Source organism: Pelomicrobium sp. (assembly GCF_036803785.1).
Taxonomy (GTDB): domain Bacteria; phylum Pseudomonadota; class Gammaproteobacteria; order Burkholderiales; family UBA6910; genus Pelomicrobium.
The window spans coordinates 1-12705 of record NZ_DAIRTR010000090.1 but is presented as its reverse complement, the minus strand read 5'-3'; the positions used below and the strand labels follow the sequence as shown (position 1 = coordinate 12705).

Genomic DNA, 12705 nt, shown 5'->3' with positions numbered 1-12705 from the left:
CCCCTCCCCCACGGCCAAGTGGGCCAGGATCCCCGCCGGCAACAGAAAGCCAAAGATCAGGGGTGCCAGACAAGCCAGGAACGCCAACCACGCCCGTACCCCGCAAAGCCGGTGCCGCGCGTGGCCTTTCTCCCGCTGGCTGGTGTTATAGAAGCGCGCCCGCCCCCGGCTCACTCGCTCCACCAGCAGGATCAGAAGCACGAAGCCCAGCAGGGAGGCCGCCAACTGGGCCGCTGCCACCCGGTCTCCCATGGAAAACCAGGTGCGGAAGATGCCGGTGGTGAAGGTGGGCACGCCAAAGTAGGCGACTGTGCCGTAATCGGCCACCGCCTCCATGAGGGCAAGGGCAGCTCCCGCCGCGACTGCGGGGCGGGCCATGGGGAGAGAGACGCGAAAGAAGCAGCTCCACGGCCCGTGGCCCAGGGTGCGGGCCGCCTCCATCATGGCCGCCGAGCGCTCCAGGAAGGCAGTGCGCGCCAGAAGATAGACGTAAGGGTAGAGAGTGAAAGCGAACATGGCGATCGCCCCGCCCAGGGAGCGGACCTCGGGGAACCAGTAGTCCCGCGGGCCCCAACCGGTCACCTCTCGCAGCCAGGTCTGCACAGGCCCGCTGAACTGGAAGAAGTCGGTATAGGCATAGGCCATCACGTAGGCCGGCATGGCGAGCGGCAGAATGAGGGCCCATTCCAGGAAGCGGCGGCCAGGAAATTCGTGCATCGTGGTGAGCCAGGCGCTGGTGACACCGATGCTGACCACCCCCGCCGTCACACCCGCGATCATCCACAGGGTATTGGCGACATAGTCGGCAAGCACCGTTTCGACGAGGTGGGGCCAAGCATCGCTCGGGGCGGGCAGAAACACGTGGATCAGCACGCTCGCCACGGGCACGACGGCCAGCATGGCGAGGGCCAGAGCAGCCAGATTTAACGGGCTCAAGGTTTTCAGCGCCTGCACGGGTGGTTCTGTGATTTCTGTGATTGAAAATGAGATCAATTACAATGATAGCAGTGACCCAGGCACTGGCCGGTACCATCCCGGCGCTGCCAGCCGCTTCCTGATACTCGAGAACGCCGATGGCCGCGCTTCTGGAAATCCGCGACCTGCACCACGCTTACGGTAGCCAACCCGTCGTGCGGGGGCTCTCCTTGAGCCTCCCGCGAGGGGCGATCGGCTGCCTGCTGGGGGCGAGCGGCTGCGGTAAAACGACGGTGCTTCGCTGTATCGCCGGCTTCGAGCCGGTGGCGGCCGGGGAGATCATCCTCGACGGGAAGGTGGTCTCCCGCCCCGGCTTCCGCGTGCCGCCGGAGCGCCGACGGGTGGGCATGGTGTTCCAGGACTATGCCCTCTTCCCCCACCTTTCCGTCGCCGAGAATGTGGCCTTCGGCTTGAGAGGGCTTCCCGCGCGGGAACGGGCGCGCCGGGTAGCCGAGCTGCTGGAGGTGGTGGGCCTCGAATCCCTGGGGGATGCCTATCCTCATCAGCTTTCGGGCGGGCAACAGCAACGGGTCGCCCTGGCCCGGGCCCTGGCGCCGGCGCCTATCCTGCTGCTCCTGGACGAGCCCTTTTCCAATCTGGACGTGGACCTGCGCTCGCGCCTGTCCCAGGAGGTACGGGAGCTACTGAAGCAACGCAACATCACCGCCGTCCTGGTCACCCACGACCAGAACGAGGCCTTCGCCATGGCGGACGAGGTCGGCATCATGCACCGTGGCCGGATCGAGCAATGGGACACCCCGTACAACCTCTACCACAAGCCTGCCAATCGCTTCGTCGCCGACTTTGTCGGTCAGGGTGTTTTCCTGCCCGGCCGGGTGCTAAGCCCGCGGGAGGTGGAGATCGAGCTGGGCGTGCTGCAGGGGGAAATCCCCCATGAGTGCGCCGAGGCGACGAGCTGCGAGGCTTGCGGCCGCAACTGCTACGTGGACGTGCTACTGCGCCCGGACGATGTGGTGCACGACGACGCGAGCGCCCTCAAGGCCGAGGTATTGCACAAGGCGTTCCGCGGCGCCGAAATCCTCTACACCCTGCGGCTCGCGAGCGGTGCCCAGGTGCTCTCCCTGGTGCCGAGCCACCACAACCACCGCATCGGCGAGAGAATCGGCATCCGCCTGGAAGCGGACCACGTGGTGGCGTTCCGCCACGACGATGGACATGCCTGAGCTCATTGCACCGGCACGGACGTCGCACCGACGGCATCCAGGGGGCGAGGCTGGCGCATCACCTTCCGCAACGCCTTGACTTCCTCGGCCAGCTGGCTCACCACCATGGCGTAGAGGTCGCTGTTGTTGTAGCGCTTGATCACGAAAAAATTAGGCAAGCCGAGCCAGTATCGCTTTCCGTCTTGCTCGTCGAACGCAAGCAACGCCGCTTTCGCCTCCGGCGCCACCGTCCCCAAGGGCTGCACCCCGGCCGCCCGCAGCTCGGCGACCGTGCGCCGCGGCTTGGGGTCCGTCTGAGCCGCGCTGGGCCGCGTCAGGCTCGCCGGTACCGCCGTCGGCTCGCCCTGCGCCCAGCCATGCCGGCTCAAGTAATGGGCCACGCTGCCGATGGCATCCACCGGGCTGGCAGAGAGGTCCGCTTTCCCGTCCCCGTCGAAGTCGACGGCATAGGCAAGGTAGCTTCCCGGCATGAACTGGGGAATGCCGATGGCGCCCGCATAGGAACCGAACAGGCTCGAGGGATCGAGGCCGTTCGCTCGGGCGAGGAGAATGAAGTTCTCCAGCTCTGCGGTGAAATAGGCCGAACGGCGGGGATAGCCGAACGCGAGGGTCGCCAGGGCGTCCAGCACCCGATAGCTGCCGGTGCGCTCCCCATAGAAGGTTTCGACCCCGATGATGGCCACGATGATTTCCTCGGGAATTCCGTACTGGGTCCGGGCGCGGGCCAGGGCTTCGGCATGAGCGTCCCAGAATTCCACGCCGCCCACGATGCGTTTCGGCGTAATGAACAGCTCCCGGTACTGGATCCAGGGCTTGGACTCCGCCGGTCGGGTGATCAGCTCGATCACCCGGGGCTGAAACTGGGCTTGGCCCAGCACCCGGGAAACTTCCCCCGGATCGAGCCCGTGCTTCTGGGCTACGCGCTGGGCAAAGTCTTCCAACGCCCGCGCCGAAAAGCCCTGCGGCAGTTCTTCTGGCGCCGCCGCGACGCTCGCAGGCGCCGCAACCCACTGCAGCGCCATCGCCAGCGCCATTCCCACCCAGACCCTTCTGCCGATTTCCCTCAACGCGTCGCCTCCTTTTGGCTGGCTCAATCGACGGGAACCGCTCCCTGAGGGCGGTCGTCATCCGCCCATAAGCTTACCAGCCGGCGCCGCCGTCATCGACGGCAAGGCGCTTGCCACCCCGGCGCCTCAAGCATGCGACCCTGCCAAGCGCGAATTCGAGTCAATCAGACTTGAACCCGACCCGTTTGTGGCTTCCGTCGCAATAGGGTTTGTTGGCCGAGTGACCGCAACGACACAAGGCCACAGCGCAAACCGGGTACAGCTCGCCGCCGGCACCGGCTAGGACGAAGCTCCCCTGAAACAGGTAGGGCCCGTCGCGCCGCGGCTGGACTGTCACAGGCCCGCCTGTCGAGGCTGCCGCCATCGCCTGGGGCGGCGGCCGCACCCGGGCCGTATCCTTGAAGCCGCTTCTTTCGTGGGATCCGTCGCACAGCGGCTTGTTCCCCGACTGGCCGCAGCGGCACAAGGCGATGCGCGTATCCTCGAGCAGGACCTGCCCATCGGGAGTCAAGACCTTGAGCTCGCCCCGGGCGTAGAGCGGCCCGTCCACCGCCACGGTCACCCGACAGGCCGTGGGCGCGGCCTCCGTGCGACGGCCGTCCTTGAAGACATACTTGAGCGCCCCCGAGGGGCAGCGCTCGATCACCTGCGCGATGCGCTCGGCGTCGGCCTGGTTGGGATCGATCCAGGGCTTGCGGTCCGGATCGAACACCGCCCGCAAGCCCCTCACGCACTCGGCGGCGTGGATGCAGCGCGCCGCATCGTAGCGCACCTCGATTTCCGGAGAGGAATAGGACTTGACGTTGGTCTTCATGTCGAGCCCTCCTGAGACAACGATCACGCTCATGGCAGTATCGCGCCAGCCGAAGGCGTCCACAAGTCGCCGGAAGGGGTACGTCCAACGCCGAACAGGAGCTGAGGGCGCGATTTCGCCGAGAAAAACGGCCCCCAGGGAAGATCCTTTCGATGCCGACGGAGCGGGTGGGACTGCGCGGCTTTCGCGTTGCCTGCGGGATAGCCCCGGCCCTTGCTGCGCCCGGGACGTCCCGGCCGGGCCGTGCTCGGCTGGTCGAGCCGGAGTGGCGCGTCCAACCTTCCTCTTCCTCAGAACGAAATAGCCCCACTGCGGGGGCTATTGTCCTGGCGGAGAGGGTGGGATTCGAACCCACGTGCCGGTTTTACCCGACCATCCGATTTCGAGTCGGCGCCGTTATGACCGCTTCGGTACCTCTCCGTGCAATAAGGCATTCTAACAGCGAACCACAGCGCGCGGAACGAGGCGCCGTCCCTGGGACGCTTGCGCTCTACGAAGGCATTTTCCGGCTGCTCGGGAACACGGCGCCTAGGCGCGGTCGTCGCAGGACGAGAAAGGAATACGGCGCTTCACTGAGAATCCGACCTGCGCGCTGTGCGGGCAGCCCTGCGCGCCCCACCTTCGCGGCGCGATCCCACCCCCGAACAGCGGGTCCCTGACCCACCGCATCGGCTGCCCTGCCGTGGCCCGGGCAGCTCGGGGAGGAACATCGCCTGCGAGCCTTCCTCCACGCCCGGCCGTGCACCGGCCGTCGCTCGCTTCAAAGAGGAGCGCTTCCGTGGGAAGCGGATCGAGGCAGGCCATTGATGCAAGAACGATTCCATATTATCTTGAGAAGGGCAATCGAGCGTTCGAGGAACGGTCTCGGTCAGGCCAGCCACCGTACCCGTGGGAGGCAAAGAGCGAGGGGAACCGATGAGCATCCACTTCCGCACAGACCAGTTGACCGCCGCCGAGATCTCCTTCCTGAAATGGCAGTATGGCTTCGAGGACGCGGACGATCCTTTCTACCGTGCCTTGTGGCAGACCATCATGCGAGCGTGGATCTCCGATACCACCCCACCGCTGCCGGGAGAGAAGCCAACCAACCATCTCGCGCGCCTGGGTTCACCCAACGCCTATCCGGAGGAGGTCGCCCTCTATCTCAAGTTCAAATCGGAAGACAGCGACGTCTTCTGGCTGGACCTGATCCGCCGTGCCGGCCTGGCCGATCGCCGGCAGAGGAACATTCCACCTGCCGTGGAACGCCGTCGCCGCCCCAGCTCCAAGGCCTGAGCCGCTGCGTAGCGCAAGACGCGGCTCGCCGCCCGCGGCGGCGAGCCGTTGTCCTCATTTTTAATCCATTTTGACAAACCCGCGCAGCAAATTGCTGCACCGCGACTTTCAGCGCCGGGCTCCGGATGCCAGAATGGGATAAAGATCGCCCTCTCCCCTGCATGCGACTGCACCCCGTCATCCCCGCCGTCTTGCTATGCGCAGCCTGCAGCGAGGCGCCGCCTCGGCTTCCCCCGGCGCTGGAGCACGGCACCCTGTTGGTGGTCACGATCAACAGCCCTACCACGGTATACGAGGACGCCGATGGCCACTACGCGGGCCTGGAGCATGATCTGGTCTGCGCCTTCGCCGCAGAGCTGGGGCTTGCCGTACGCTATGTTTTCGTGACCAATGCGGCTCAGCTCTTTGAAGCGCTGGAGGAAGGCCGCGCCCATCTAGCGGCGGCGGGAATCCCTCGCTCGATACCAGCGCATGCCCGGGTCCGGTTCGGACCAGCTTACCAGAGCGTGCGCTTCGAACTGGCCTATCGGACCGATCAACCGCGGCCGCGCGCCATCGCCGACTTGCGGGGCAAACGTCTCGCCGTCGTGGCGGGTGGCGGCGGTGCCGAACAGCTGCGCAAGGCGGCGCTGCGCAACGCCGCTGCGGCCTGGTCGGAAATGCCCGTGGAAGACGGGCTGTCGCTCCTCGCGCGCCTGGCCGACGGCGAGCTCGATTATGTGGTGGCCCGCTCCAACCTGGTGACGATGGCGACCAACTTCTACCCGAACGTGGGGCGCGCCTTCGCCCTCGGAGAAGCAACACCGCTCGCCTGGGCGTTTCCCGAAGAAGGGGATCCCCGGCTACTCATCCGAGCGGAAGAGTTTTTCGCCCGCATCGCCCGTGACGGAACGCTCAAGCGACTGCTCGACCGTTATTACGGCCACGCCGGGCGGCTCAATCCGGTGGATGCCAATAGCATCCTTACCAGGATGCGCAGTGCGCTCCCAGCGCTCAAGCCATGGTTTAAGGAAGCCGAGCGGCTCACCGGGATCGACTGGCGGCTGCTGGCAGCGCTAGGCTACCAGGAATCCCGCTGGGATCCCCTCGCCACCTCCCCCACAGGCGTGCGCGGGCTGATGATGCTCACCGAAGAGACAGCGGACCGCATGGGCGTGACGGATCGCCTCGATCCCTATCAGAGCATCATCGCCGGCGCTAGGTACCTCTTAGTCCTCAAGGAAACGCTGCCCGCGCGCATCCCGGAGCCGGATCGTACTTGGCTGGCGCTCGCTGCCTACAACTTGGGGTTCGGCCACCTGGAGGACGGACGCATCCTCGCCCAGCGCAAAGGGCTCGATCCCGACGCCTGGATGGACGTGCGGCAGAGTCTGCCCTTGCTTTCCCGGCCTGACTACTACATGACGGTCAAGCGCGGCTTCGCCCGCGGCGGAGAGGCGGTTTATCTGGTGGAAAACGTGCGCAGCTACTACGACATTCTCCGGCGCTTCGAGCACCGGCAAGAGCCGTTGATAGCCGATGTCCCCAGCGCCGCGGAGGCATTCCCCTAGCCTGCGCTCATTCCAATGGCATGAGGTGGCGAAGCGCGATTCAAAGGCGTGGAGCCGGCGCGATGAATGGCGTGCCGCAGCACGGCCTGCCTAGGATCCGGGTCTGATCGCCTCTAACCCGCCCAGATAGGGCCGCAGCGCCGCGGGCACGTCAACCCCCCCGTCGGCCCGCTGGTAGTTTTCCAGCACTGCTACCAGGGTGCGCCCCACCGCCAGCCCCGAGCCGTTCAGGGTATGCACCAGCTCGGGCCTGCCCCTCTCGTTGCGGAAGCGCGCCTGCATGCGGCGGGCCTGGAAAGCTTCGAAGTTGCTGCAGGAGGAGATCTCCCGGTAGGCACCGGCACCCGGGAGCCACACCTCGATGTCGTAGGTCTTTGCCGCCGCGAAACCCATGTCGCCGGTGCATAGAGTCACCACTCGATAGGGCAGTTCGAGGCGCTCGAGGATCGCCTGCGCGTGGCCGGTAAGCTCCTCCAGCGCCTCGTAGGAGCACTGGGGATGGACGATCTGCACCAGTTCCACCTTGTCGAACTGGTGCTGGCGGATCATGCCCCGGGTGTCCTTGCCGTAAGAGCCCGCCTCCGAGCGGAAGCAGGGGCTGTGGCAAACGTACTTGAGGGGCAAGCGCTCCAGCGGCAGGATCTCGTCGCGCACGATGTTGGTGACCGGCACCTCGGCTGTGGGAATGAGATAGAACTTCTCCTCGCCCCGCGGAACGGCAAACAGGTCCTCCTCGAATTTCGGCAACTGTCCCGTCCCCCGCATGCTGTCGGCATTGACCATGTAGGGGACGTACACCTCGGTGTAGCCATGCTCCCGCGTATGCACGTCCAGCATGAGCTGAGCGATCGCCCGGTGCAGCGCCGCCACCGCCCCCTTCATCAGTACGAAACGGCTGCCGGCGATCTTGCTGGCGGCGGCGAAATCCAGCAGTCCCAGCCCCTCGCCCAGGTCCACGTGGTCGCGCACCGGGAAAGGAAACGCGCGGGGTGTGCCCCAGCGGCGCACCTCCACGTTGTCTTGCGCCGAGCGGCCCACCGGCACCGTGTCGTGGGGCAGGTTGGGAAGGGTGAGGAGAAAGTCGTTGAGCCGTCGCTGGACGTCGGCAAGCCGCGCCTCCTGCGCTTTGAGCTCTTCGCCCATGCCGGCCACCTCGGCCAGGAGGGCCGAGACGTCCTGACCCCGGGCCTTCGCCTGCCCGATGCGCCTGGAAGCCTGGTTGCGCGCCGCTTGCAGCTCTTCGGTGCGGGTCTGCACCGCCTTACGCTCGGCTTCCAGGGCGCGGAAGGTGTCCGTGTCCAGATGGAGCCCCCGCGTCGCCAAGCGGCGGGCGACGCCTTCTAGGTCGTTTCTCAGCAATTGTATGTCCAGCATCGATCTTAGGGTCAAAAGCGAGATGCGGGCGGCGTAAAGAGGTCTACCTCTTCCGGGGCGCCCTTTGTCCTTTTACGTCTCAGCTTTTCTGCCTGCCGCCTTTGTCGGCGTCCCGGCTTCGCGCCGTACCGGCCTGTCTCGCCTGCTCATCCAGGGTGCGCAGGTGCTCGAGCCGCTCGGCGATGCGCGCCTCCAGCCCGCGGCTGGAGGGCCGATAGAATCGCTGCGGGGCCATCCCTTCCGGAAAATAATTCTCCCCCGCCGCGTAAGCCTCCGGCTCGTCGTGGGCATAGCGGTACGCGCGCCCGTAGCCCAGCGCCTTCATGAGCCGGGTGGGAGCATTGCGCAGATGTTCCGGCACCGGCCGCGACACATCCTTCGCCACTAACGCACGGGCCTCATTATACGCGGCGTAGACCGCGTTGCTCTTCGGTGCGCAGGCAAGATAGACGGCCGCCTGGGCAAGCGCCAATTCTCCTTCCGGGCTGCCCAGCCGTTCGTAAGTCTCCACCGCGTCCAGCGCGATGCGCAGCGCCCGCGGGTCCGCGAGCCCCACGTCCTCTGCCGCCATGCGGATCAGGCGCCGCCCTAGGTAAAGGGGATCGGCGCCCCCATCCAGCATGCGGCAGAGCCAATAGAGAGCCGCGTCGGGACTCGAGCCCCGCACCGACTTGTGCAAGGCGGAGATCTGGTCATAGAACGCGTCGCCCCCCTTGTCGAAGCGCCGCCCAGAGCGGGCGAGGGCCTCTCGGGCAAATTCTTCCGACACTTCCGTCACGCCCGCGGTGGCCGCCGCCGTGTGCAGCTGCTCCAGCAGATTGAGCAGCCGCCGAGCGTCCCCGTCGGCGAAACCTGTAAGGAGCTGCCGCGCCTCCCGGGAGAGGGTGAGAGTCGGGCAAGCCTGCGCCCGAGCCCGCTCCAGCAAAAGGGCCAGGTCTTCCTCCGAGAGGGGTTTGAGCACGTAGACCTGGGCGCGGGAGAGGAGCGCTCCGTTCACCTCAAAGGAAGGGTTCTCGGTGGTGGCGCCGATGAAGGTGATGAGTCCCTGCTCCACGTAGGGCAGGAAGGCGTCCTGCTGGGCCTTGTTGAAGCGATGCACCTCGTCGACGAAAAGGATTGTGGGTCGCGCGCTCGACTGGAGCACCTGGCGCGCCCGCTCCACGGCGTCGCGGATGTCTTTCACTCCGGAGAGCACGGCGGAGAGGGCGATGAATTCCGCCCGAAAGGCGCCTGCCATGAGCCGCGCCAAGGTGGTTTTGCCACTTCCCGGCGGGCCCCACAGAATCATGGAATGAAGCTTGCCTGATTCGAAGGCGAGCCGCAGGGGCTTGCCCGGTCCGAGCAGATGCCCTTGCCCCACGACCTCCTCCAGGGTGCGCGGCCGCAGCCGCTCGGCCAAAGGGGCCGCCGGCTCCCGCTCGGGGAAAAGCTCAGGAGCCCTCACCGATCACGTCCGTCCCGGGCGGCGGCGTGAACCGGAAGCGGGCCGGATCGATGGCTGGGTTGCGCTGCAGGTTGAAAAACTGAAGCGCCGTGGTCTGTCCCAGACCGTCTTCCAGCTCCATCGCCACCAGGGTTCCCGCCGGGTCGAAGCCCAGGCGAATCCGTTGGAATGGGGTTTCCCGCGCCTTGGGGATCGCCTCCACCCACTCCAGGCCCTGCCCCTTGCCCCCTTCCTTGAGATGGAAACTCGTCCGCAGATCGTTGCTGCCCGCGAGCAACGCCGCCGGGGTGGCACCCAGCGCTTCCCCGAGGCCGCGCACCGTGACCTGCTTCAGGTCCCGGTCGTAGATCCAGAGCTTCTCCCCGTCGCCCACCAGGAGCTGTTCGTAGGGTTGCACGTAGGCCCAACGGAAGCGGCCCGGGCGCTGGAATTCCATGGTGCCGCGGGCCTGCTGCACCGGGGTTCCTTTGGCATCCCGCACCGTTTGCTGAAAATCGGCCCGGGCGGCGGCGGTCGAGGCGACAAAGCGATCGAGCTTCTCCAGCCCTCCGGCCCAGACGAAGAAGGGCAGCAGAGCAATCACGCTTCCCACCAGGCCGCGGATGAAACGAGAGACCATCAAAACTTCCTGATTCGCTCGATGTTCTCCACCCGCCCGCCACGGAAGGTGATGATGGTGGTGAAGGGATCGCTCGCCGTGGGCAGATAGGTCCAGGTTTTCACGATCCGACTGTCGATGAGCCGAACGGAGGCAAAGCCCCGCCCATCCCGTGGTCCCACGGGCTTCGCTTCCGCGAGGCTCTGCTGCACCTCGTCCACCCCCTCCACCGTTTGCAGGTCCGGGGGACCGGCCCGGGCGAGCACCTCGGACTCGGCCATGCCTCGCCGCAAGTGGATGAAGACCTCGAAGGGCAAGCCGCGGGTCGTGGGAGAAGCCCGGGAAGCATCGGCGCGGGCGGCAACGGCTTGCGCCTCGGCCTCCAGCCGCTTGCTCGCCTGGATCCGGTCGAGCTGGCAACGGATGGTGCGACAGGCCTCCGGGTTCACCGGGTAGCGGGTGTCCTCGAGCACCCGCTCGGCGCTCACCCCCGAGGGCGGTGAGTCTCCATAGTGGGTCGTCCCCGTCGCGTCCTTCCATTTGTAGGCCGGCGCCGCCGCGGCGCCGGCGCAAGCGAAGGCCAGAGCGGCAAACACGAGGATCTGGTTCATGGCGGCATTCCCCAGGGAATACGCAACTACGCCGTTCGACACCCGGGCTTGGCGAAAGTGTCGGCGGTTCAATCGTCCGCCCGGTCCGGCACCAGGACTTCCCGATTGCCGTTGGCCTGCATGCTGGAGACCAGCCCTGCCCGCTCCATCTGCTCGATGAGCCGTGCCGCCCGGTTGTAGCCGATGCGCAGGTGGCGCTGCACCAGGGAGATGGAAGCCCGGCGGGTGCGCAACACGATCTGGACCGCCTCGTCGTAGAGGGGATCCGATTCGCCCTCGGAATCGCCCCCGTTTCCGTCCTGCCCTCCCCCTTCCTCAGGGCCCTCCAGCACCGCCTGGACGTACTGGGGCGTGCCGTGCTGCTTGAGGAAGTCCACCACCCGGTGCACCTCGGCGTCGGACACGAAGGCTCCATGAACCCGCTGGAGGTAGCCAGTGCCCGGGGGCAGGAACAGCATGTCCCCCTGCCCGAGCAAGGCCTCGGCCCCGGACTGGTCCAGGATGGTGCGGGAATCCACCTTGCTGGAAACCTGAAAGGAGATACGGGCCGGGATATTGGCCTTGATCAAGCCGGTAATCACGTCCACCGAAGGTCGTTGGGTCGCGAGCACCAAGTGGATGCCTGCGGCGCGGGCCTTCTGGGCCAGCCGGGCAATCAGCTCCTCCACCTTCTTTCCCACCACCATCATGAGATCGGCCAGCTCATCCACGAAAACGACGATCAAGGGCAGCTCCTCCAGGGGCTGCGGGTGCTGGGAGTCTATGGGCAAGGGATTGAGCAGAGGCTCTCCCGCCTTGCGGGCGTCTCGGACCTTGTGGTTATAGCCGGCCAGGTTGCGCACGCCGAGCTGGGCCATGAGCTTGTAACGCCGATCCATCTCGGCCACGCACCAGGCGAGGGCCGAGGCGGCCTGCTTCATGTCGGTGACCACGGGGGCAAGGAGATGAGGAATGCCCTCGTATACCGACAGCTCCAGCATCTTCGGATCGATGAGAATGAGGCGCACTTGGGAGGGCGGCGCCTTGTAGACGGCAGACAAGATCATGGCATTGATGGCCACGGACTTGCCTGAGCCGGTGGTGCCGGCCACCAGCAGGTGGGGCATGCGGGCGAGGTCTGCCACGACGGGGTTGCCAGCGATGTCCTTGCCCAGGGCCAGGGTTAGGGGCGAAGGGGTGTCCGCGTAGGTCTTGGAACTCAGGATCTCGGCGAGCCTCACCACCTGCCGGTGGGGGTTGGGGATCTCCAGCCCCATGCTGGTCTTGCCGGGAATGGTTTCCACTACCCGGATGCTCACCACCGACAGGGCGCGGGCCAGGTCCTTCACCAGGTTGACGATCTGGCTGCCCTTGACCCCCACCGCCGGCTCCACTTCGTAGCGGGTGATAACCGGCCCTGGGTAGGCCGCCACCACCTTCACCTCCACGCCGAAATCTCCCAGCCGGCGCTCGATCAGGCGGGAGGTGTACTCCAGCACTTCCGGGCTCACCGTCTCCCGGTCCTCCAGGACTGGGTCCAGCAGATGGAGGGGCGGAATTAGGGAATCGGGGAGGGGCTCGAACAAAGGCACCTGTTTTTCCTTTTCCACCCGCTGGGATTTGGGAATCTCCACCGTGGGCACTTCGATGCGCAGGGGCTGGGCGGCTTCTCGCCGGCGGCGCTCCTCCTCCAGCGCCTCCTCCCGCCGCTGGAGCGCCTCTTGCCCTTCCCGGCGGTCCCGCCAGGCGGCGATGGCTTCCCCGGTGCGCTGGTACGCCCACTCGAGCCAAGCGCCCAACCCCTCCACCACCCGTATCCAGGACAGTCCGGTAA

Annotated in this window: 11 protein-coding genes and 1 tRNA gene; 3 read left to right on the top strand and 9 right to left on the bottom strand. The window is 66.4% G+C overall.

All coding sequences use genetic code 11. The features are described from left to right. Positions 1-900, bottom strand: a 900-nt coding sequence (locus tag V7Q81_RS11000) for an ABC transporter permease (RefSeq protein WP_333843176.1), incomplete at its 3' end; no start/stop codon positions are given. Positions 901-1073: 173 nt separating this feature from the next. Here V7Q81_RS11000 and V7Q81_RS10995 point away from each other — a divergent pair. Next, positions 1074-2159, top strand: a complete 1086-nt coding sequence (locus V7Q81_RS10995) for an ABC transporter ATP-binding protein (RefSeq protein ID WP_333843173.1) — start codon at positions 1074-1076, stop codon at positions 2157-2159. A 2-nt stretch (positions 2160-2161) separates the two neighbouring features. Here V7Q81_RS10995 and mltB read toward each other — a convergent pair whose 3' ends face one another. The 3 genes from mltB to V7Q81_RS10980 all read right to left on the bottom strand — a co-directional run bounded on the left by mltB (position 2162) and on the right by V7Q81_RS10980 (position 4460). Then, complete coding sequence (gene mltB / locus V7Q81_RS10990; RefSeq protein ID WP_333843170.1) at positions 2162-3253, bottom strand: lytic murein transglycosylase B; 1092 nt, start codon at positions 3251-3253, stop codon at positions 2162-2164. Between the two features lie 133 nt (positions 3254-3386). Further along, a complete protein-coding gene (locus V7Q81_RS10985; RefSeq protein WP_333843167.1) occupies positions 3387-4073 on the bottom strand; it encodes a CDGSH iron-sulfur domain-containing protein in 687 nt (228 codons plus the stop codon). Positions 4074-4367: 294 nt separating this feature from the next. Next, positions 4368-4460 (bottom strand) — tRNA-Ser (locus V7Q81_RS10980). 495 nt (positions 4461-4955) lie between these two features. On the opposite strand from V7Q81_RS10980, the gene V7Q81_RS10975 reads away from it, so the two are divergent. Beyond that, positions 4956-5315: a hypothetical protein gene (locus tag V7Q81_RS10975; protein ID WP_333843165.1), complete on the top strand. Its 360-nt coding sequence runs from the start codon at positions 4956-4958 to the stop codon at positions 5313-5315. Positions 5316-5476: 161 nt separating this feature from the next. Further along, on the top strand, positions 5477-6865 hold the full coding sequence (gene mltF / locus V7Q81_RS10970; protein WP_333843163.1) for a membrane-bound lytic murein transglycosylase MltF: 1389 nt from the start codon (positions 5477-5479) through the stop codon (positions 6863-6865). 90 nt (positions 6866-6955) lie between these two features. Here mltF and serS read toward each other — a convergent pair whose 3' ends face one another. From serS to V7Q81_RS10945, 5 genes are all read right to left on the bottom strand, one after another. Next, a complete protein-coding gene (gene serS, locus V7Q81_RS10965) occupies positions 6956-8239 on the bottom strand; it encodes a serine--tRNA ligase (protein WP_333843162.1) in 1284 nt (427 codons plus the stop codon). A gap of 79 nt (positions 8240-8318) precedes the next feature. Next, the gene (locus tag V7Q81_RS10960; protein WP_333843160.1) at positions 8319-9683 is read right to left on the bottom strand and encodes a replication-associated recombination protein A; all 1365 of its coding nucleotides are present in this window, start codon (positions 9681-9683) and stop codon (positions 8319-8321) included. Beyond that, positions 9670-10302 carry an outer membrane lipoprotein chaperone LolA gene (lolA, locus tag V7Q81_RS10955; protein WP_333843159.1) on the bottom strand — a complete coding sequence of 211 codons (633 nt, stop codon included), beginning with the start codon at positions 10300-10302 and terminating at the stop codon, positions 9670-9672. Before lolA ends, V7Q81_RS10960 begins: the two co-directional genes overlap by 14 nt. Further along, positions 10302-10892, bottom strand: a complete 591-nt coding sequence (locus tag V7Q81_RS10950) for a DUF4124 domain-containing protein (protein WP_333843157.1) — start codon at positions 10890-10892, stop codon at positions 10302-10304. Before V7Q81_RS10950 ends, lolA begins: the two co-directional genes overlap by 1 nt. A gap of 68 nt (positions 10893-10960) precedes the next feature. Continuing rightward, positions 10961-12705, bottom strand: a 1745-nt coding sequence (locus V7Q81_RS10945; RefSeq protein ID WP_333843155.1) for a DNA translocase FtsK, incomplete at its 5' end; no start/stop codon positions are given.

What these genes read in the sequence shown, in the direction of transcription:
- mltF (WP_333843163.1), top strand. Translation starts at nt 5,477, where the DNA reads ATGCGACTGCACCCCGTCATCCCCGCCGTCTTGCTATGCGCAGCCTGC.
- serS (WP_333843162.1), bottom strand. Translation starts at nt 8,239, where the DNA reads ATGCTGGACATACAATTGCTGAGAAACGACCTAGAAGGCGTCGCCCGC.
- V7Q81_RS10995 (WP_333843173.1), top strand. Translation starts at nt 1,074, where the DNA reads ATGGCCGCGCTTCTGGAAATCCGCGACCTGCACCACGCTTACGGTAGC.
- V7Q81_RS10975 (WP_333843165.1), top strand. Translation starts at nt 4,956, where the DNA reads ATGAGCATCCACTTCCGCACAGACCAGTTGACCGCCGCCGAGATCTCC.
- lolA (WP_333843159.1), bottom strand. Translation starts at nt 10,302, where the DNA reads ATGGTCTCTCGTTTCATCCGCGGCCTGGTGGGAAGCGTGATTGCTCTG.
- V7Q81_RS10985 (WP_333843167.1), bottom strand. Translation starts at nt 4,073, where the DNA reads ATGAGCGTGATCGTTGTCTCAGGAGGGCTCGACATGAAGACCAACGTC.
- V7Q81_RS10950 (WP_333843157.1), bottom strand. Translation starts at nt 10,892, where the DNA reads ATGAACCAGATCCTCGTGTTTGCCGCTCTGGCCTTCGCTTGCGCCGGC.